A 19,854-nucleotide genomic window follows, 5' to 3' on the forward strand; every position below is an offset into this window, starting at 1 on the left:
TTCTGGCGAGAGGATTAGGCATTCTTGACGGTCGAAAGATCGCGATCGAATAGCGTCGACCAGGTGTAGTTCCGCGCCTTCGAGACCTCCCTGCTGACATCGAGCCGCGGCAGCACCTTTTCGCCGAAACGATAGGCTTCCTCAAGCAGCGGCATGCCAGAAAGAATGAAAGTATCGACACCAGCCTTTTGATAGGCTTCGAGCGTGCGCAGAACCGTATCCGGCGAACCGACGATCGCCGTGCCGGGGCCGGGCCTCACCAGGCCGATGCCGGCCCAGAGGTTCGGTGCAACTTCGAGATCGCGCAGATTTTCCGGCTTGAGGCCGCCGTGCAAGGCTGTCATGCGCTGCTGGCCGACGGAATCGCTTCTTGCGACGAAACGCTGGTTAGCGGTGATCGCCGCATCGTCCATGCGGCCATAGAGATCGGCCGCCGCTTCCCAGGCCTTTTCGTCGGTGTCGCGAACGATGACATAGAGGCGGATGCCATATTCCAGTTCACGTCCGTAGTGGGCGGCCCGCGCCTTCACCGCCTCGACCTTCTCGCCGATCTGAGCGGGCGTCTCGCCCCAGGAGAGATAGGTATCCACATGTTTTGCCGCGACATCCAACGCCTTGTCCGAGGAGCCGCCGAACCAGAGCGGCGGCGGCGCGATGCTCTCGCCGACCGGCAAGGCCAGCTTGGCGCCGTCCGTCGAGAAATACTTGCCCTGATAGGTAACGCTCTCACCGGCAAAGAGCCGGTGCCAAAGCTGAAGATACTCCTCCGCCATGTCGTAGCGCTCGTCATGCGGTAACATCATCCCATAGGCGCCGAGCATCTTGGCGTCGCCGGAGACGACATTGATCAGCAGCCGGCCGCGGGCGAACTCCTGAAAGGTCGCCGCCATCTTGGCAAGCAATGTCGGCGCGACGAGGCCAGGATGGATGGCAACCAGAAAACGCAGCCGCTCGGTATGAGCAAGCAGTGCGCTCGCCAGCACCCAGACGTCATGGGCGCCGGTCGCAAACAGGGCGCCGGTATAACCCAGATGGTCATAGGCCTGGGCAAGCTGCTTGTAATAGCCGTAATCGACCTGACGTGAGCCTTCCGGCTGCCAGGGATAGGCGCCGTCGGGCGCGCACATGTACCAGAAAACGTTCATCTCCCGATTCCTTGTTATTTCGTCATTTCCGGGCGTTTCAGCACGATGGGCTTGGCGAAATGGCCGTGACGCAGCAGCGTGTCGGCCTCTTCCTGTTGTTCGGCAATGATCTCCTCGTCGATCGGAAACACCGTGAAGTCTCGCGAGCGCACCACCTTTTCCCAGGCATCGATATCCGTTCCGCCGCGGTCGCCCGATCCGCCGCGGTCGCCAGATGCAAGAAGTCCGGCGGCGGCGCGCGGATCGGCGGCGATCTCGGTGCCGATCCGGCTGAGTTCGGAGACGATCGCCCGGGTCTCCGTCGCCGAAAGACCGTTCCGCTGCAGCGTCCAGAAAAGCGAACGGTTGGGAATGGCCGCGCCGCAGCGGACAATCGGCCTGACGTCATTACGCTCCAGCGCCTTTTCGAGACGCGGCGACATGGCGACCCAAGCATCGACGCGCCCTTCGAGCAGATCGGCGAGCGAATCGCGCGCGCCGCTTTCGACCCGCTCGACATCAGGCAAGCTCAACCCCTCACCTTCGAGACTGCGGGCCAGGAGATAGGTGTGAAACGAACCGTCGATCAGCGAGATCCGGCGGCCCTTCAACTCAGCGACGGAGCCGATCGAACTGTCGCGCCTGACGAAGATGGCGCCATTGGCCGGACGCGGCGCGGAGGCGGCGATATATTCGACGCCGAGGCCGCGCGTATCAGCCTCGATTGGCGGCGTCGAGCCGGTGCCGCCGAGATCGATGTCACCACTTTGCAGCAGGGCCGCGGTATCGCGACCTTCGGCATAGGAGACGAAAATCGGCTGCAGATCGGCAAAGGCGCCAGGCCAGAGCCGCGCGAGGCGAAGATGCAGATTGTTGGGATGAACGCCAATTCTCATTTTGCTCCGACCGTCGTCATGATTGCCGCAATCAATTTACTTTTTTATAAATTGATTGCGAGGAAGCGATTGTCGTCAGCAGGAGAAAATCGCCTTTGAAATCCCATAAAATCGATAGGCAATGAAATCTTTTACCAGATCGAGCGAAGTGAGCGAGCCGGAGTTGAAAATTCAGCGCCGTCACTTTACTTTTTTATAGAACCTTCAAGGACGACACCGTTGACGAAGCCCGTTTCTTCCAGAGTCTGCCGCGATGTCGGCGCAGCAAGCGAATTGCTGAAGCTGATCGCCAACGCCAACCGCCTGGCGATTGTCTGCTATCTCATGGAGACGGAAGCCTCGGTCTCGGCGATGGAGGACGAACTCGGTATCCGCCAGCCGACGCTTTCCCAGCAATTAAGCGAGCTTCGCGAGGCCGGCGTGATCGAAGGGCGCCGCGATGGTAAGGCGATCGTCTATCGCGTCATTGACCCCCGCGTCGAGACGATTGTGCAAACTCTGCGGGACATGTTCTCTGGCCTCGACGATGTCACCGGGCGCTTCGGAATGACGAAGCTGCCGGTCGACGAAATGATGTTCGATTGAGCCCCCGATGATCGACCTCTATACCTGGACCACGCCGAACGGGCTCAAAGTATCCATCGCGCTCGAAGAGTTCGGGCTCCACTATCGTCCCCACACGGTCGACATCACCAAGGGCGATCAATTCCAGCAGGACTATCTCGCCATCAATCCGGGCGGCAAGATTCCTGTTATCATCGATCACGAGACCGGCATCACGCTTGCCGAATCCGGCGCCATCCTGCTCTACCTCGCCGAGAAGACCGGCCGCTTCCTGCCCTTGCAGGGTGCCGCCCGGCATCACACGATCGAATGGCTGATGTGGCAGATGGGCGGCTTCGGGCCGACGCTCGGCAACGCCCATTATTTCCTGACCTATAATGCAGGCCAAGCGCCGTTCGCAGAGGATCTCTTTCGCAGGGACACTCGCCGCCTCTATGAAACGCTGAACGTGCGGCTCGCAGACCGCGACTATCTCGTCGACGACTATTCCATCGCCGACATGGCGGTCTGGCCCTGGGTTTCCCGTTTTAAGCGCCACGAGATCGACCTGAATGCATTCCCGAACGTCAAGCGATGGTATCTTAGGCTTGCGGCGCGGTCACAGATCAAGCGCGGCTATGACGTTCCCCATTTCACATCCGAAATACCGCAGCCCTGAAGACCTTGGCGACGTGGTATATTGATCCCGCCCGAAATTTCGGCAATTTGATTATTTTTTGCGCACACCTATTTTTGCACATTTTTCAGGCGGACACCTTGCTAAATTTGCTGCACTGCGTCATGAATATAGCAATGACGCATCTCGATCTGACAATTCTGGTGATCGACGAAAATGCCATTCGCGCCTCCATCATCGAAGAAGGACTGCGCGAGGCAGGGCATGTGCGCGTCACCGTGGTCCACGAGGTCAACGGCATCGCGCGAATCATCGAAACGCTGATGCCCGACGTGATCATCATCGATATCGAAAATCCCAACCGCGACATGATGGAGCACTTGTTCCAGCTGACGCGCACCGTCAGCCGCCCGATCGCCATGTTCGTCGATCGCTCCGACACGGCCTCGATCGAGGCTGCCGTCGATGCCGGCGTCTCGGCCTATATCGTCGACGGATTGAAGAAGGAACGCGTCAAACCGATCCTCGACATGGCCGTCAGCCGCTTCAATGCCTTCAACCGGCTGCGGCGGGAACTTGCCGATGCCCGCTCCGCGCTAGAGGAACGCAAGCTGGTCGAGCGCGCCAAGGGCATATTGATGAAGATGCGCGGCCTCTCCGAGGAAGAGGCTTTCGCCCTACTGCGTCAGACAGCGATGAACGAAAAGAAGAAGATGTCGGAAATCGCCCAGAGCGTCGTCACTGCCGCGGGGCTGTTGATGTAATGGCCGACCTGATGAATTTCCGGAGGAAACCGGAGTGGATATGATGACGAAGACCTCCAACTCCGGCGGCGAGCTGCCCTCGCCCGTGCGGGTGAACAACGAAGGACCGAAAGTGCTGCGGGCCGGTTTCATTCCGCTCGTCGATGCATCGGTGCTGATTGCGGCGGCGGAATTCGGCTTCGCGCGGAAGGAAGGCCTGACGCTCGATCTCGTCAAGGACGTCTCCTGGGCGAATGTGCGCGACCGCCTGGCATTCCGCCAGTTCGACATCGCCCACATGCTGTCGCCGATGCCGGTCGCCTCCATGCTCGGTCTCGGCTCCAATCCCTCACCGACGATCACACCATTTTCGCTGGGGCGCGGCGGCAACGCGATCACGCTGTCGACGCGGTTCTTCGACAGGATGCGGAATGACGCGGGATTGCCGGAAACGGCAAGCGCGCTCGACAATGCCCGCGCCCTGGCAAAAACTTTGGCGGCAATGAAGGCCCGCGGCGAGCCGCTGCCGACCTTCGGGGTCACCTATCCCTTCTCCTCGCACAATTACGAATTCCGCTACTGGCTGGCAGCCGGCGGCATCGATCCCGACAAGGACGTCAAACTCGTGGTCGTGCCGCCGCCCATGACTTCGGATGCGCTGGCAGCCGGTGCGATTGACGGTTTCTGCGTCGGTGCACCGTGGAACATGGTCGCTTCGGAACGCGGCGTCGGCCGCATCGTCGCCGCCAAACAGGATATCTGGCCGTCGGCACCTGAAAAGGTGATCGGCATGCGGCCGGACTGGGCGGAAAGCCATCCGGAAACCGTTTCCCGGCTGATCGTGGCACTCGACGCGGCAGCCCGGTGGTGCGACCGGCCGGACAATCACGATGCGCTGGCGGCAGCTCTTGCCGACCCGCGCTATATCGCTGCCCCCGTCGAAATCATTCGCCGTGTGCTCGCCGGCGAATTCAGCCTCGACGCAAAGGGTAACCGCCGCATTATCGCCGACTATTTCATGTTCCATTCCGGCTTCGCCAATTATCCCCGACCAAGCCATGCGCTGTGGATCTACAGCCAGATGATCCGCTGGGGACAGGCCGAGATCAGCCTTAACATGGCAAGGGCCGCAGCATCCGCCTACCGCCCGGATCTCTATCGCGCTGCTCTGGGTGACGACAACGCACCCGAAGATGCCGATATCCGCATCGAAGGCAGTGACGAGGGCGACCGTTTTATGGACGGCCACGTCTTCGACCCGGCGAGGCTGCCGGACTATGTCACAGGTTTTACCGTCAAAAGCGCCCTCGCCTTCGTTTCCGGCGACGAGGTCTAACCGATGCCGGCCTGCACAAAACGCCAGCACGCATCTGCCCACCTCACGACAAGCGCACAAAATATTTGCATGAGTGGGTGGCGGCCCGAAAAACAAGCAGGCGGCGCGTTTGGTAAAATATCATGTGTATTCAGTGGATTGAACACAGATCACAAAACTGGCACGCAGTTTGCATAGTCTTTGTAGCACCGGTCAATGACGATCAGCGCAAAGTGAGCGCGCGATAGACGCTCACGGAAGACACAGAGATTGCTCTTCGGATTGAAGAGCTAGGTTTTAGCTTGAGCAATCTGGCCAACGGATTGCCTCCAGGCAAATGGGCCAGAAGGCCCAAGAATTCGGCGTCCAACGGCGGGCGCCACCAGCAAAGCCGCTGATCAGGATATTTCGCGCGCCTCGGGTATGCGCGTCCTGACCAGCGGCTTTTTGTTTTAACCCTCAGCGATGGATCGGCACGACCTTGTCGGGCCTCGGAGAAGTTATGTCTGTCATCGAGAAATCACAGTCCATGTCCGCCGGCGAACCAGCCAAGGCATTGTGGATCTCCACTGTAGCCTTCACCCTCTGTTTTGCCGTCTGGACGATCTTCGCGATCATCGGCATTCGCATCAAGCAGGATCTCGGCCTGAACGAGGCCGAGTTCGGATTGCTGGTCGGCACCCCCGTGCTCACCGGTTCGCTGGTGCGCATCGTTCTTGGCATCTGGACGGGGCGTTACGGCGGCCGTCTCGTCTACACGCTCACCATGCTGGCCGCCGCATTGGCGACCTTTCTGCTCTCTTACGCCCAGACCTATACGCAGATGTTGATCGCCGGTCTCGGCGTCGGCCTGGCCGGCGGCTCCTTCGCAGTCGGTGTCGCCTATGTCTCGCCTTTCTTCCCGGCGGAGAAGCAGGGAACCGCGCTCGGCATCTTCGGTGCCGGCAATGTCGGCGCGGCTGTGACCAAATTCGCCGCGCCTTTCGTGCTGATCGCATGGGGCTGGCAGGCGGTTGCGGAAATCTGGGCCGTCGGTCTGGCGCTGATGGCAATCGTCTTCTGGTTCACCACGACCGATGATCCGGCCTTCCGTCTCCGCCGCGAACGTCGCGCTGCCTCCAAGAGTTTCGCGCAGGAATTCGCGCCGCTGCAGAACGTTCAGGTCTGGCGCTTCTCGCTCTACTATTTCTTCGCCTTCGGCGGCTTCGTCGCCCTGTCGTTGTGGCTGCCGCGCTATCTGGTCGGCGTCTACGGCTTCAACCTGGAAACCGCCGGCATGGTCGCGGCCGCCTATTCCATCCCGGGCAGCATTTTCCGCGCTTTCGGCGGCGTGCTGTCGGATAAAAAGGGCGCGCGCAGCGTCATGTATACGATGCTTGCCGTTTCGGCCGTGGCCACCCTCATCCTTTCGCTGCCGGCTGCTTCCGGTAGCGGGACGGGTCCGGCGTTCGGCATCACCCCCGTCATCTTCATCGTCGTCATCTTCGTGCTCGGCTTCTTCATGAGCCTCGGCAAGGCTGCCGTTTACAAGCACATTCCGGCCTACTACCCCGAAAACGTCGGCGCAGTCGGCGGCGTCGTCGGGATGATGGGCGGCCTCGGCGGCTTCATCCTTCCGATTGCCTTTGGCCTCCTCAAGGACATGACCGGCCTTTGGTCCAGCTGTTTCCTGCTGCTTTTTGCGATCGTCGTGATTTCTCTCATCTGGATGCACCTGTCCGTAAAGCAACTGTCGCGCCAAGGGCACTCGGCGCCCGTGGCTGCAACCTGATCTAAGGACCTGGAAATATGACCGAAAAACTTGTCATCATCGGCAATGGCATGGCGCCCGGGCGCATGCTGGAGCACCTCTTCGAGCAGGCGCCGGGTCGCTATGAAGTTACGATCTTCAATGCCGAGCCGCGCGTCAATTACGACCGCATCATGCTGTCGCCGGTTCTCTCCGGAGAAAAGGACTACGAACAGATCATCATTCACGGTGACGGCTGGTATATCAAGCACGGCATCATGCTCTACAAAGGCCACAAGATCGTCAATATCGATCGCGCCGCCAAGACCGTCACCTCCGACCACGGCGTCACCGAAAGCTATGACAAGCTGGTGATCGCAACCGGTTCCGTGCCTTTCATCATCCCCGTTCCCGGCAAGGATCTGCCCGGCGTCATCACCTATCGCGATCTCGACGACGTGCAGGCGATGTTGCTTGCCGCCCAGTCGCGCGAAAAGGCCGTCGTCATCGGCGGCGGCCTGCTTGGCCTCGAAGCAGCGGCCGGTCTTGCCCAGCGTGGCATGGACGTCACCGTGCTGCACGTCATGCCGACGCTGATGGAGCGCCAGCTCGACCCGGCCGCCGGCTACCTGCTGCAGAAGGCAGTCGAGGAACGCGGCATCAAGGTCATCTGCAAGGCCAATACCAAGGCGATCGTCGGCAATGGCAAGGTCGAGGGCATCGAGCTAGACGACGGTCGTATCATCCCGGCAACGCTGGTCGTCATGGCCGTCGGCATTCGCCCCAGTGTCGGCCTGGCGAAGGACGCCGGCCTTGCGGTCAATCGCGGCATCGTCGTCGATGCCGGCATGCAGACCTCGGACGGCAACATTCTCGCGCTCGGCGAATGCGCCGAGGTGGGCGGCATGGTCTATGGCCTCGTTGCGCCGCTCTATGAAATGGCCCGTATCGCCGCCTCGCATCTCTCCGGCGATCGCTCGCCCGCCTTCGTTCATGCGGATACGCCGACCAAGCTCAAGGTCACCGGCATCGAGCTTTATTCACTCGGCGACTTCGCCGATGGCGACGACCGCGAGGAGATCGTGCTGCGCGATGCCAGCGCCGGCGTCTACAAGCGCCTGGTGCTCAAGGACAACAAGATCATCGGCACCGTACTTTACGGTGAGACCGCCGATGGTGCCTGGTTCAACGACCTGAAGAAGAAGGCAACCGATATTACGGAGATGCGCGAGACGCTGATCTTCGGACAAGCCTATCAGGGAGGGTCGCCGCTGGACCCTATGGCGGCCGTTGCAGCCTTGCCGGATGACGCGGAGATTTGTGGCTGCAACGGCGTATGCAAGGGCAAGATCACTTCGACGATTTCAGGCAAGGGGCTGACGTCACTCGACGACGTACGCGCCCACACGAAGGCATCCGCCTCGTGCGGTTCCTGCACCGGCCTCGTCGAACAACTCATGGCGCTGACGCTCGGCGACAGCTACAATCCGACTGCCGTACAGCCGATGTGCACCTGCACCGAACTCGGCCATGACGACGTTCGCCGGCTGATCAAGGCCAAGGGGCTGAAAAGCATCCCTGCCGTCATGCAGGAGCTCGAGTGGAAGACGTCCTGCGGCTGCGCCAAATGTCGGCCAGCGCTCAACTATTACCTCGTCTGCGACTGGCCGGATGAATATGCCGACGACTACCAGTCGCGTTTCATCAATGAGCGCGTGCACGCCAACATCCAGAAGGACGGCACCTACTCCGTCGTTCCGCGCATGTGGGGCGGCGTCACCAATGCGAACGAGCTGCGCGCCATCGCCGATGTCGTCGACAAGTTCGAAATCCCGATGGTGAAGGTCACCGGCGGCCAGCGCATCGACCTGCTCGGTATCGAGAAGGAAGACCTGCCCGCCGTCTGGGCCGATCTCGGCAAAGCCGGCTTCGTCTCGGGCCAGGCTTATGCCAAGGGTCTGCGCACGGTGAAGACCTGCGTCGGCTCCGACTGGTGTCGCTTCGGCACGCAGGATTCCACCGGTCTCGGCATCCGGATCGAAAGGTTCATGTGGGGCTCCTGGACGCCGGCCAAGCTGAAGATGGCCGTGTCCGGCTGCCCGCGCAACTGTGCGGAAGCAACCTGCAAGGACATCGGCGTGATCTGCGTGGATTCCGGTTTCGAGATCCATTTCGCCGGTGCAGCCGGTCTCGACATCAAGGGCACGGAGGTCCTCGGGCTTGTCCGGACCGAGGACGAGGCTCTGGAGCATATCGTGGCACTGACGCAGATGTACCGCGAGCAGGCCCGCTATCTGGAGCGCATCTACAAGTGGGCCAAGCGCGTCGGCCTGGAGGAAATCCGCCGCCAGATCATGGGCGATGCCGAAAAGCGCAAGGCCTATTACGAACGCTTCGTCTTCAGCCAAAAATTTGCCCAGGTCGACCCCTGGTCGGAGCGTGTTTCCGGCAAGGACAAGCACGAGTTCAAGCCGATGGCGACGATCGGCTATCCGCAGGCTGCAGAATAAGGAGATGGACATGAACTGGATCGCAATCGGTGACATCTCCGACATCCCGCTGCGCGGCGCGCGCTGCGTGAAGACGCCGCAGGGCAAGATCGCCGTCTTCCGCACGGCCGAAAACGAGGTCTTCGCCATCGAGGATCACTGCCCGCACAAGGGCGGCCCGCTTTCCCAGGGCATCGTCCACGCCAAGTCGGTCACCTGCCCGCTGCACAACTGGGTCATCTCGCTGGAAACAGGCAAGGCGCTCGGCGCCGACGAGGGCGAGGTCCGGACGATACCGGTGCTGAACGAAGACGGCAGGCTGTTCATCGCCCTGGAAAGCCTGATGATGGCGGCGGAATAGATGGCGGCTGAGGTCAAGACCACCTGTCCCTATTGCGGCGTCGGCTGCGGCGTTGTCGCCACGATCGACGAGGCCGGCGCAGTCAGCGTCAAAGGAGATCCCGAGCATCCGTCGAATTTCGGCCGGCTCTGCTCGAAGGGGTCTGCCCTTGCCGAAACCATCGATCTCGATGGCCGGCTTCTCTATCCCGAGATTGAAGGCGAACGGAGCGGCTGGGACGAGGCGCTTGATCTGGTCGCCCGCCGATTTTCTGAAACGATCGCCGAACACGGGCCTGACGCGGTTGCCTTCTACGTCTCGGGCCAGTTGCTGACCGAGGATTACTATGTCGCCAACAAGCTGATGAAGGGCTTCATTGGCTCCGGCAATATCGACACCAATTCAAGGCTCTGCATGTCCTCTTCCGTGGCGGGGCATCGCCGCGCCTTCGGTGCCGATACGGTGCCCGGGACCTATGAGGATATCGAGCTTGCGGATCTGGTGATCCTGACCGGTTCCAACCTTGCCTGGTGTCATCCCGTCATCTACCAGCGGCTTGCCGCCGCAAAGACGGCGCGGCCAAACATGCGGATCGTCGTCATCGATCCGCGCCGGACGATGACCTGCGACATCGCCGACCTGCATCTCGCCATCCGTCCTGATGGCGACGTTGCGCTGTTCATGGGACTGCTTGCCCATCTCGCGACCAGTCCGGCAATCGACCAGAATTATATCGGCGCCCATACCGAAGGTTTCGGCGACGCTTTTGCGGCTGCCGCCGCGCTCGATATCAACGATCTTCTGGAACGGACCGGCCTGCCCGCCATGCAGATCAGGGAGTTCTTCCGCCTGTTCGAGACGACGTCTAAGGTCGTGACCTGCTACAGCCAGGGCGTCAACCAATCCTCCTCCGGCACCGACAAGGTCAATGCCATCCTCAACTGCCATCTGGCGACCGGCCGCATCGGCCGCCCCGGCATGGGACCGTTTTCGCTGACCGGCCAGCCGAACGCCATGGGTGGGCGCGAGGTCGGCGGTCTCGCCAATATGCTTGCCGCCCATATGGCGATCGAGAATGCCGAAGACCGAGACCGTGTACAGCGCTTCTGGAACTCGCCCGTCATCGCCGCCAAGCCCGGTCTGAAGGCTGTCGACATGTTCCAAGCCGTGGCCGATGGGCGCATCAAGGCGCTCTGGATCATGGCGACCAATCCCGTCGTCTCGATGCCGGATGCCGACAACGTCGAAAATGCCATCGCCGCCTGTCCCTTCGTCGTCGTGTCGGACATCCTGAAAGAGACGGATACGACCCGGCACGCAAATGTACTTTTACCCTCGCTCGGCTGGGGCGAGAAGGATGGCACCGTCACCAATTCCGAACGGCGCATTTCAAGGCAACGGCCGTTTCTCGACATCCCCGGCGATGCAAGGGCCGACTGGTGGCAGCTTGCGGAGGTGGGACGCCGCATGGGATTTGCCGCCGCCTTTGATTTTGATGCGCCGGCGGCAATCTTCGACGAGCACGCCGCGCTTTCCGCCTTCGAAAATAACGGCAGCCGCGACTTCGACATCGGCGCGCGCGCCGGCATCAGCGGCGGCGCCTATGATGAACTGTCGCCCTTCCAGTGGCCGCAGGCGGCAGGAACCGAACCCAGCATCACCCGCTTCTTCTCCGAGGGCGGTTTCTTCCATCCCGATCGCAAGGCGCGCTTCATCGCGGTCAAACCGCCCGCAACCGATCGCACCAATGCCGAGTACCCCTTCACGCTGAATACCGGGCGCATCCGCGACCAGTGGCACACGATGACGCGAACCGGAAAGAGCGCACGGCTTTCTGCCCATATTGCCGAACCTTTTGCGGAAATCCATCCGCGCGACGCGATCGAGACCGGTATATCAAGTGCGGGCCTCGTCGAGATCGACAGCCCCCACGGCAAGGCAATCGTGCGGGCGCTGGTCACCGATCGCCAGGCGCGCGGCGGCATCTTTGCGCCGATGCATTGGAACGACCAGTTTGCCGCCAGAGCACGGATCGACGCCGTGGTCGCGCCGATCACCGATCCCATTTCAGGTCAGCCGGCGTCTAAGAACGTTGCCGTCTCCGTCCGGCCCTTCCGCGCCACCCATTACGGTTTCGCCGTCTCCGCCACAAAACCCGCCACGCCTGACGCCGCCTATTGGGCGCTGGCAAAAGCCGCCGGCGGCTGGCGGCTGGAGCTTGCCTTCGCCGAAACCGTCGAAGACTGGACGGCCTGGTGCCGGGCGGTTTTCGCCATTCCGGCCGAGATCGAACCGCTCGGTTATGCCGACCGGCAATCCGGCGACCTCAGGCTCGCCTTCTTCGATGGCGAGGTCCTGCTTGCCGCGCTGTTTCTCGCCCGCGAGCCCGTCGCCGTTGCGCGCAACTGGGCGATCTCGCAGCTCTCAGCCTCGCATGGCGATCTCAGGAAACGCTTCGCGCTCGTGGCGGGTCGTCCCGGCGCCGGCAGGCCGGATCCGGGCGCAACCGTCTGCTCCTGCTTCAGTGTCGGGGTCAACCAGATTGCTGCTGCCGTGCGCGGCGGATGTCAGAGCGTCGAGGCGGTCGGCAAGGAAACGAGCGCTGGAACCAATTGCGGCTCCTGCCGCAGCGAAATCGGCCGGATCATCGATCGCTGTCTTGCCGCAGCCGCGGAGTGAACCGCGTTAAAGGCAAGCAGGACGCATCCGGAGCACAGTCAGCCCCTGTTCGGGACGATCAGCATCCTGTGATCGGGGGAGATGCGGACCGATATCTCATCATAGGATGAGAGGGTCGGGTGCGGCGTCACCATCTTGTGGTGATGTGTTGCCGTGATGACCATGACATCGGCACCCGCCGCCTCGCCGGCGGTGATGCCGGCTGCGACATCCTCGAACACCAGGCAATCCTGGGTGCTGACGCCGAGGCGTTCGGCGCCCAGAATATAACATTGCGGATCGGGTTTTCCGACCTTCACGTCCTCGGCCGTCACCATGAATCTCGGCACCGGCAAGCCTGCGGCCTCCAGCCGCCGGTGAGCAAGGCGCAACGGCGAGGAGGTGACGATCGCCCAGCGATCCGGAGGCAATGAACTCAGAAAGGTCGCGGCGCCGGGAATGGCAACGACATCGCTGACATCGGCGATTTCGGCCTCGGTCACCAGCTTCGATTCATGTTCGGGATCGACTCCAGGCAGGTTCAGCCGGGTGATCGTGTCAATGCCGCGCGATCCATGCATCTTCGGTAAAAAGGTGGCGACATCGAGCCCGTGACGCCTTGCCCAGTCGCTCCATACACGCTCGGCCGCGCGAATCGAATTGAGGATGGTGCCGTCCATATCGAACAGGAAGGCGGCATAGGGCTTCTCGAAGCCGCGGGGCATCGGCATAGACAAAAGGCTGATCCTTCAGGGAAAGAGTCGAACGGTGGTCGCTATCGCGATGAAACTGCAAATCATTGGATTTTGCAAGCTTTCGGGAATGGCGGTGACGCCTCCCGACCGCCTTCACCTAAAAAGCCGCAGTACCAGAGGTGACGATCAAGTCGCAGGAAAGCCGGAGGCCGATCGGGTCGAGGCAGAGGTCATCGGCACCATCGGCGAGTTCCAGTGCGGCCGGAGCGTCGGCGCGCAGGCAGGCCTGCGTAGCCGGATCGATGCGCATCGGAGCGGCGGTCCAGAGTGAGGGACGGCTGACGTCGATTGCGGAAATTTTAGCCTTGTCATTCCTGACGGCGTAGGAGGCGACGGCCATGCCACTCATCGTCAAGGTGAGTGCAAGTGCGATCTGGAGACCGAGATCTGCGGCTTCGCGAAAGGAGATGAACATAGCGGCCTCATGCCACGGTTTTTTAGTATCTCCGCATGCAAGTAGGACATGCGCCGGCGCCGATCCAGCGACATCGCCCGTTAAGGTTTACGCATAACCATGCCGGGCACGCCGTAGAGCTTGAATGCAGGTTTTCTGCAAATTTCGGAACAATGCCTGCCGCGAATACGACAACTAAGCGACAGACTGCCGCTCTCAGAAAAGGCCGGTTCACGCCGGCCTTTTTCATGTCGCCGACAGCCGTGAAAACTTTTTCCGCCGGATGAAACTTTTGATCCGGGCGTTCCGTACATCCGTAGCGGGTTGAAAACAACACAGGCGGGGAACGGCTTTATTGGCAAAGGACGCGACAAAACCTGTTATCCTCTGGTTTCGCAAGGACCTGCGCCTTGACGACAATCAGGCACTCACCGCCGCCCATCGTTCCGGGCGGCCGATCATCCCGCTCTATATTAGAGAACCGGCGGCAGCAGGCACCGGCCCCCTGGGTGCTGCGCAGGCCTGGTGGCTGCATCATTCGTTGGAAGCGCTCGACAGGTCGCTGCGCAAGCGGCATGGACGGCTTGTGCTTGCAAGCGGCGAGGCGCTCGAAGTGCTCTGCGCCCTTATCAAGGAAAGCGGCGCCGAAGCCGTCTTCTGGAACCGCCGCTACGATCCATCAGGGACGTCGATCGACATCCGTATCAAGCACCAATTTGAAAAGCAGGCGATCGAGGCGAAAAGCTTCGGCGGCCAATTGCTGCACGAACCTTCCCGGCTGATGACCGGCAACGGCACGCCCTACCGCGTCTACACGCCATTCTGGCGCGCACTGGAGGGCGCTGGCGAACCGGAGCCACCGCTGGAGGCGCCGGCGAAACTGCGGCTGACATCGCAACTTCCGAAATCGGAAAGGCTGGAGAGCTGGAAGCTGCTTCCGACGAAGCCGGACTGGGCGGGCGACTTCACCGATCTGTGGACACCCGGCGAAGATGGCGCGCACGAAAAGCTACGTGCCTTCGTTGAAGACGCGCTGGAGGGCTACAAAGAAAACCGAGACTATCCAGCGAGACCGGCGACGTCGATGCTGTCGCCGCATCTGGCGCTGGGCGAGATATCCCCTGCCCGCATCTGGGATGCGACGCGCGGCCTGTCGCAACGCGTGCCGGCGGCCGACATCGTGCATTTTCGCAAGGAGATCGCCTGGCGCGAATTCTCCTATCACCTGCTTTTCCATTTCCCGCGTCTTGCCTCTGCCAACTGGAACGATCGTTTCGACGGCTTCGAATGGCGCAACGACAGCGGAGATTTCGAGGCGTGGCGCCGCGGCATGACCGGATATCCGATCGTCGATGCCGGCATGCGCCAGCTTTGGCGCCATGGCTGGATGCACAATCGCGTGCGCATGATCGTCGCCTCCTTCCTCATCAAGGATCTGATGGTGGATTGGCGCCGAGGCGAAGCCTGGTTCCGAGATACGCTTGTTGATGCCGATCCTGCCAACAATGCCGCAAGCTGGCAATGGGTAGCGGGCTCGGGAGCCGATGCCTCGCCGTTCTTCCGCATCTTCAATCCGGTGCTGCAGGGCGAAAAGTTCGATCCCGACGGCGGCTATGTCAGGACCTACGTGCCGGAGCTTCGAGAGCTTGGGGCAAAATACATCCACCGGCCATTCGGGGCACCGAAGAGCATGCTCGACGAAGCTGGCATCACGCTTGGCCAAACCTATCCGAAACCGATCGTCGATCACGCGAACGCCCGCAACAGAGCGCTCGCCGCCTACAACGCAACAAGGGATGCCGCATGAACGCGCACTTCCGTCCCGCTCCACGCCGACTGAGGATCGCCGTCATCGGCTCCGGCATCTCGGGCGCCTCCGCAGCCTGGGCGCTGTGTCAGGTGCATGACGTTACGCTGTATGAAAGCCAGGCGCGGGCCGGAGGCCATACGGCGACGGTCGACGTGGATTACGACGGGGTACAAATTGCGGTCGATACCGGCTTCATCGTCTATAACGAGCAGAATTATCCCAATCTGACGGCGCTGTTTGCCGAGCTCGGCGTCGCGACGCATGCAAGCGATATGAGCTTTTCGCTCTCGCTCGACCGCGGCAGACTGGAATGGAGCGGCGGCGGACTGTCCTCGATCTTCGCGCAGAAGCGCAACCTGCTGCGGCCCTCGTTCTTGTGGATGATCCGCGAGATTCTCCGCTTCAACCGCACCTGCCTCGAAGATCGCACCGCCGGTCATCTCGCCTCGCGCTCCATCGGCGACTATCTCGACTGGCGCGGCTTCTCGCCCGGTTTCACCAACAACTATCTCGTGCCGATGGCGGCGGCGATCTGGTCGACACCATCAGCCCGCATGCTGCAGTTTCCCGCTGAGCAGTTCGTCAATTTCTTCGACAATCACCGGCTGATCTATCGCCGGCAGCACCAGTGGCGCACGGTGACCGGCGGCAGCCGCACCTATCTCGACCGGCTGCTTCGGCCGCTCGGCGAACGCGTGAAACTCTCCTGCGGCGTGCGCGGGGTCATCCGCTCCGAGCGCGGCGTCACGATCATCGACGAGACGGGAATCGAACACCCGTTCGACAAGGTGATCTTCGCCTGCCACAGCGATCAGACAGCCCGCCTGCTCGCCGATGCCACCGATCGGGAAAGCAGGCTGCTTGCCGCTATCCCCTACCAGCCGAACCGCGTCGTCCTGCATCGCGACCAATCGCTGATGCCGAAGCGGCGCAAGGTTTGGGCCTCATGGAATTATCTGCGCTCCAGCCGTGAAGACGGAAACGCGGACGTCGCCGTGACTTACTGGATGAACCGGCTGCAGGGCATCGACGAGAAACTCCCGCTATTCGTGACCCTCAATCCCGACCGCGAGCCGGACCCCCGTAAAGTGTTTGCCGAATTCACCTATGAACATCCGCAATTTTCGGCGGAAGCCATGAGCGCTCAACAAGCGCTCACGACCATTCAAGGACAGAATAATTGCCATTTCGCGGGTGCCTGGACGGGCTACGGATTCCACGAGGATGGTCTCGATTCCGGTCTGGCGGCGGCGGAGGCTCTGGGCGGGATCATACCCTGGCGGACTGTCCGAACCTCGTGGGAACCCCAACCGGATGCGGCGGCATGACACGGCGCGGCGAAAAAAGTGGCATGAACGCGGTAGCCAACGGTGCCCCACCGGATGCTGCAGCCGCGCTCTATGTCGGCGAGATCATGCATCAACGGATAAAACCGTTCGGCCATCGCTTCCGCTACCGTGTCTTCTCGCTGCTTGTCGATCTCGACAGGCTGGACGAGGCCGGCGGGCTATCGATGCTGTTTTCCGTCAACAAACGCAATCTCGTCTCGTTTCACGAGAAGGACCATGCAAAACCCGGGGACACGTCGCTGCGCGCCTATGCCGACCGGCTGCTCGCCGAGGCGGGGCTCGACCGCGCGGACAGGATCTTGCTCGTCTGCTATCCTCGAATTCTCGGCTATGTCTTCAATCCGCTTTCCGTCTATCACGCCTATGATGCCGGTGGCGCAGTCGTCGCGATGATCTACGAAGTGCGCAATACTTTCGGCGAGCGGCACAGCTATATCTGTCCCGTCGGCCATGGGGAGATGTCGGAAAGCGGGCTTCGCCAGAGCTGCGACAAGCTCTTCCATGTCTCGCCCTTCATCGGTATGGCGGCGCGTTATCATTTCCGCATGCTGCCGCCGGGTGCCGAAATCCGCTGGCGCATCCTGGAAAACGACAACGAAGGCCCGCTTCTCTCGGCGACATTTTCCGGACGGCAGGTGCCTTTGACAAGCGCGTCGCTGCTGGGCTTGACGGCGTGCATCCCCTTCCTCACCTTGAAGATCATCGCCGGCATCCATTGGGAAGCGTTGAAATTGTGGCTGAAGGGCGCGCGCTACGTCAGGCGTCCTGCGCCCCCGCCTGAAGTCAGCGTCCGCCAAACCCGCCCGCTTGCGGAAGCGGCGGAATGACATTAGCGTTCGATGCAATGGCCGGGGGGCGGCCGCGCGTATCATTAAGGGTGCTTCGTCCCTAACCGGCAGAAAAATGCTGGAGGAGGAGAGATGAGCAAGGCGCAGGACTGGAATCTGTTGGCCCGTGACGCGGTGACGCTGACGGGGGAAAACATATCTCGTCTGGTGAAGGGGCTGCCCTTCAAGGCGAAGCTGGCGCTGCGCGGACTTCTGCGCATGCAACACGGTTCGCTTGCCGTCACCCTCCCCGACGGCCGCAGACTGCTGATCGAGGGCAAGCAACCCGGGCCGAAGGCGGCGCTCAGCCTCCACAACTGGAATCTTGCCTATCGGGCGCTGACGAGCGGCACGATCGGGGTCGCAGAAACCTATATGGACGGCGATTGGGATAGCCCCGATATCACCGCCTTTCTCGAACTCTTCCTCGTCAACGGCGAGGCCGCGTACAGCTATGCGCATGGCAAGGGCGGTCTTGGCCGCCTGTTCGAGCGCGTCCGCCATTGGATGAACACCAATTCCAAAACGGGCTCGAAGCGCAACATTTCCGCCCACTACGATCTCGGCAACGATTTCTACAGGGAATGGCTCGATCCGAGCATGACCTATTCCTCGGCACTCTATTCGACCGGCGCCAACGATCTGCAATCGGCCCAGAATGCCAAATACCGGGCGCTTGCCGAGGCGACCGGCATCGGGCCTGGCGATCATGTGCTGGAGATCGGCTGCGGCTGGGGCGGTTTTGCCGAATTCGCGGCAAGCGAGCTGAACTGCAAGGTGACGGGGCTGACGATCAGTCGTGAGCAGCTCGCCTTTGCCGAGGAGCGCATTCGCAAGGCCGGCCTCGACGACCGCGTGGAATTCCGCTTCCAGGATTATCGCGATGAAGCAGGGCTCTACGACCGGATCGTCTCGATCGAGATGTTCGAAGCGGTCGGCGAGAAATACTGGCCGTCCTATTTCTCCAAGCTCAGGCAATGTCTGAAGCCGGGTGGCAAGGCCGGCCTGCAGATCATCACGATCAAGGACGAGTCCTTCGACCAGTATCGCAGCAACCCTGACTTCATCCAGAAATATGTATTTCCCGGCGGCATGCTGCCGACGCGCAACCATCTGGCCGAACTTGCCGGCAAGGTCGATCTGTCGCTGGTCAAGGATTTCGGCTTCGGGCTCGACTACGCCCGTACGCTCGCCGAATGGCGCGAGCGTTTCTGGTCAGTCTGGGAACGCATCCGCCCGATGGGCTTCGACGAGCGTTTCAAGCGGCTCTGGGAATTCTATCTGTTCTATTGCGAGGCCGGCTTCCGTGCCCGCAATATTGATGTGCGACAGGTCGTGTTCTCGCGCCGTTGATCATTCCGCCGCGTGCGGTGTCATCGGGTGGCGACCAGCCGATGGCGGCCGCTCCCGCCAGCCCGTCACGCGGTTCACCAGCGTGAAATAAAGGCTATAGGGGAGCAGGCGCGCGAGCTTCAGCATGGTGGTGAAGCGCTTCGGAAATGTGATCTCGAAGGCCTGCGATTTCAACCCGGCGGCAATCTCCCGGGCGGCCTCTTCAACCGACACCAGAGCCGGCATCGGAAAGGCATTCTTCCTCGTTGCCGGCGTATCGACAAAGCCCGGGCTGACGAGCTGGATGCGGATGCCCATCTTGTCGAGATCGAATTTCAGGCTTTCAGCCATATTGATCAGCGCCGCCTTGGTGGCGCCATAGGCAGCCCCTGTCGGCAAGCCGCCATAGCCGGTGACGGAGGAAACAATAGCGATCTGTCCCTGCCCCTTCGCCTTCATATGGCGGATCGCCGGCAGCAGACAGTTCACGACGCCGGAAAGATTGACGGCAAAGCTCTTCTCGAAATCGGTGCGGTTCAGATCCTCGGCATAAACAGGCAGATAGACGCCGGCATTGAGGATCGCCATGCCAAGCGTCCCGTGCTCATATTCGATGGAGGCCATGACATGTTCCATGTCCTCGGCATCGGTGACGTCGCCGTCGAGCACAATGATACTGCCCGAGAGGCCATTGGCTTCGGCTTGCAGTTCGACCAGCTTTTCGTGGCTTCTGGCCGTGACTGCGACCTTGTATCCTTCGCCGGCGAGCCTCAGTGCAAGCGCCCTACCGATGCCTGAACTCGCACCCGAAATCCAGACGATTCCATGTTCGGGATGGGCAATGAAATCACGCATGACATGTTCCTCCGGGCTGCCTGATAAAATGCGAAAACAGGTCCAGAAGTTCCTCAAC

The 19,854-nt window shown here is 61.3% G+C and carries 17 protein-coding genes; 12 read left to right on the top strand and 5 right to left on the bottom strand.

Annotated elements, in window-relative coordinates; genetic code table 11:
- Positions 1-14: 14 nt before the first annotated feature.
- Entirely contained in the window at positions 15-1,145 is a 1,131-nt protein-coding gene (locus A6U98_RS06680) for an LLM class flavin-dependent oxidoreductase (protein WP_064648819.1), read from the bottom strand.
- A gap of 14 nt (positions 1,146-1,159) precedes the next feature.
- Positions 1,160-2,020, bottom strand: coding sequence for an ABC transporter substrate-binding protein (locus A6U98_RS06685; protein ID WP_064648821.1), 861 nt, complete (start codon positions 2,018-2,020; stop codon positions 1,160-1,162).
- Positions 2,021-2,239: 219 nt separating this feature from the next.
- On the opposite strand from A6U98_RS06685, the gene A6U98_RS06690 reads away from it, so the two are divergent.
- The 8 genes from A6U98_RS06690 (at position 2,240) to A6U98_RS06725 (ending at position 12,495) form a co-directional block, all read left to right on the top strand.
- A complete protein-coding gene (locus A6U98_RS06690; RefSeq protein WP_018481244.1) occupies positions 2,240-2,605 on the top strand; it encodes a metalloregulator ArsR/SmtB family transcription factor in 366 nt (121 codons plus the stop codon).
- A 7-nt stretch (positions 2,606-2,612) separates the two neighbouring features.
- Positions 2,613-3,242, top strand: a complete 630-nt coding sequence (locus A6U98_RS06695) for a glutathione S-transferase N-terminal domain-containing protein (RefSeq protein WP_064648823.1) — start codon at positions 2,613-2,615, stop codon at positions 3,240-3,242.
- Between the two features lie 134 nt (positions 3,243-3,376).
- On the top strand, positions 3,377-3,964 hold the full coding sequence (locus A6U98_RS06700) for an ANTAR domain-containing response regulator (RefSeq protein WP_018241751.1): 588 nt from the start codon (positions 3,377-3,379) through the stop codon (positions 3,962-3,964).
- A 34-nt stretch (positions 3,965-3,998) separates the two neighbouring features.
- Positions 3,999-5,279 carry a CmpA/NrtA family ABC transporter substrate-binding protein gene (locus A6U98_RS06705; protein ID WP_197496353.1) on the top strand — a complete coding sequence of 427 codons (1,281 nt, stop codon included), beginning with the start codon at positions 3,999-4,001 and terminating at the stop codon, positions 5,277-5,279.
- A 481-nt stretch (positions 5,280-5,760) separates the two neighbouring features.
- A complete protein-coding gene (locus A6U98_RS06710; RefSeq protein ID WP_064648827.1) occupies positions 5,761-7,029 on the top strand; it encodes a nitrate/nitrite transporter in 1,269 nt (422 codons plus the stop codon).
- A gap of 17 nt (positions 7,030-7,046) precedes the next feature.
- Entirely contained in the window at positions 7,047-9,497 is a 2,451-nt protein-coding gene (gene nirB, locus A6U98_RS06715; RefSeq protein WP_064648829.1) for a nitrite reductase large subunit NirB, read from the top strand.
- Positions 9,498-9,501: 4 nt separating this feature from the next.
- Positions 9,502-9,837: a nitrite reductase small subunit NirD gene (nirD, locus tag A6U98_RS06720; RefSeq protein WP_018073330.1), complete on the top strand. Its 336-nt coding sequence runs from the start codon at positions 9,502-9,504 to the stop codon at positions 9,835-9,837.
- Positions 9,838-12,495 carry a nitrate reductase gene (locus A6U98_RS06725; RefSeq protein ID WP_064648831.1) on the top strand — a complete coding sequence of 886 codons (2,658 nt, stop codon included), beginning with the start codon at positions 9,838-9,840 and terminating at the stop codon, positions 12,493-12,495.
- A gap of 38 nt (positions 12,496-12,533) precedes the next feature.
- On the opposite strand, the gene A6U98_RS06730 is transcribed toward A6U98_RS06725, so the two are convergent.
- Both A6U98_RS06730 and A6U98_RS06735 read right to left on the bottom strand, forming a co-directional pair.
- Positions 12,534-13,211, bottom strand: a complete 678-nt coding sequence (locus A6U98_RS06730; RefSeq protein ID WP_064648834.1) for an HAD family hydrolase — start codon at positions 13,209-13,211, stop codon at positions 12,534-12,536.
- A gap of 115 nt (positions 13,212-13,326) precedes the next feature.
- A complete protein-coding gene (locus A6U98_RS06735; RefSeq protein WP_064648836.1) occupies positions 13,327-13,644 on the bottom strand; it encodes a hypothetical protein in 318 nt (105 codons plus the stop codon).
- 334 nt (positions 13,645-13,978) lie between these two features.
- On the opposite strand from A6U98_RS06735, the gene A6U98_RS06740 reads away from it, so the two are divergent.
- The 4 genes from A6U98_RS06740 (at position 13,979) to A6U98_RS06755 (ending at position 18,962) form a co-directional block, all read left to right on the top strand.
- Entirely contained in the window at positions 13,979-15,430 is a 1,452-nt protein-coding gene (locus tag A6U98_RS06740; RefSeq protein WP_064648838.1) for a deoxyribodipyrimidine photo-lyase, read from the top strand.
- The gene (locus A6U98_RS06745; protein WP_064648840.1) at positions 15,427-16,761 is read left to right on the top strand and encodes an FAD-dependent oxidoreductase; all 1,335 of its coding nucleotides are present in this window, start codon (positions 15,427-15,429) and stop codon (positions 16,759-16,761) included. Before A6U98_RS06740 ends, A6U98_RS06745 begins: the two co-directional genes overlap by 4 nt.
- The gene (locus A6U98_RS06750) at positions 16,758-17,609 is read left to right on the top strand and encodes a DUF1365 domain-containing protein (RefSeq protein ID WP_064648842.1); all 852 of its coding nucleotides are present in this window, start codon (positions 16,758-16,760) and stop codon (positions 17,607-17,609) included. Before A6U98_RS06745 ends, A6U98_RS06750 begins: the two co-directional genes overlap by 4 nt.
- Positions 17,610-17,702: 93 nt before the next feature.
- Entirely contained in the window at positions 17,703-18,962 is a 1,260-nt protein-coding gene (locus A6U98_RS06755; protein WP_064648844.1) for a cyclopropane-fatty-acyl-phospholipid synthase family protein, read from the top strand.
- On the opposite strand, the gene A6U98_RS06760 is transcribed toward A6U98_RS06755, so the two are convergent.
- The gene (locus tag A6U98_RS06760; protein WP_064648846.1) at positions 18,963-19,796 is read right to left on the bottom strand and encodes an SDR family NAD(P)-dependent oxidoreductase; all 834 of its coding nucleotides are present in this window, start codon (positions 19,794-19,796) and stop codon (positions 18,963-18,965) included.
- Between the last annotated feature and the right edge of the window lie 58 nt (positions 19,797-19,854).

The sequence above is a fragment of the Rhizobium sp. WYCCWR10014 genome (assembly GCF_001657485.1).
In the GTDB taxonomy this organism is placed as follows: Bacteria; Pseudomonadota; Alphaproteobacteria; order Rhizobiales; family Rhizobiaceae; genus Rhizobium.

Excerpts from the sequence above, each read along its gene's own strand:
- A6U98_RS06680 (WP_064648819.1), bottom strand. The coding sequence starts at position 1,145 with ATGAACGTTTTCTGGTACATGTGCGCGCCCGACGGCGCCTATCCCTGG.
- A6U98_RS06685 (WP_064648821.1), bottom strand. The coding sequence starts at position 2,020 with ATGAGAATTGGCGTTCATCCCAACAATCTGCATCTTCGCCTCGCGCGG.
- A6U98_RS06695 (WP_064648823.1), top strand. The coding sequence starts at position 2,613 with ATGATCGACCTCTATACCTGGACCACGCCGAACGGGCTCAAAGTATCC.
- A6U98_RS06700 (WP_018241751.1), top strand. The coding sequence starts at position 3,377 with ATGACGCATCTCGATCTGACAATTCTGGTGATCGACGAAAATGCCATT.
- A6U98_RS06710 (WP_064648827.1), top strand. The coding sequence starts at position 5,761 with ATGTCTGTCATCGAGAAATCACAGTCCATGTCCGCCGGCGAACCAGCC.
- nirB (WP_064648829.1), top strand. The coding sequence starts at position 7,047 with ATGACCGAAAAACTTGTCATCATCGGCAATGGCATGGCGCCCGGGCGC.
- nirD (WP_018073330.1), top strand. The coding sequence starts at position 9,502 with ATGGACATGAACTGGATCGCAATCGGTGACATCTCCGACATCCCGCTG.
- A6U98_RS06725 (WP_064648831.1), top strand. The coding sequence starts at position 9,838 with ATGGCGGCTGAGGTCAAGACCACCTGTCCCTATTGCGGCGTCGGCTGC.
- A6U98_RS06735 (WP_064648836.1), bottom strand. The coding sequence starts at position 13,644 with ATGTTCATCTCCTTTCGCGAAGCCGCAGATCTCGGTCTCCAGATCGCA.
- A6U98_RS06745 (WP_064648840.1), top strand. The coding sequence starts at position 15,427 with ATGAACGCGCACTTCCGTCCCGCTCCACGCCGACTGAGGATCGCCGTC.
- A6U98_RS06750 (WP_064648842.1), top strand. The coding sequence starts at position 16,758 with ATGACACGGCGCGGCGAAAAAAGTGGCATGAACGCGGTAGCCAACGGT.
- A6U98_RS06755 (WP_064648844.1), top strand. The coding sequence starts at position 17,703 with ATGAGCAAGGCGCAGGACTGGAATCTGTTGGCCCGTGACGCGGTGACG.
- A6U98_RS06760 (WP_064648846.1), bottom strand. The coding sequence starts at position 19,796 with ATGCGTGATTTCATTGCCCATCCCGAACATGGAATCGTCTGGATTTCG.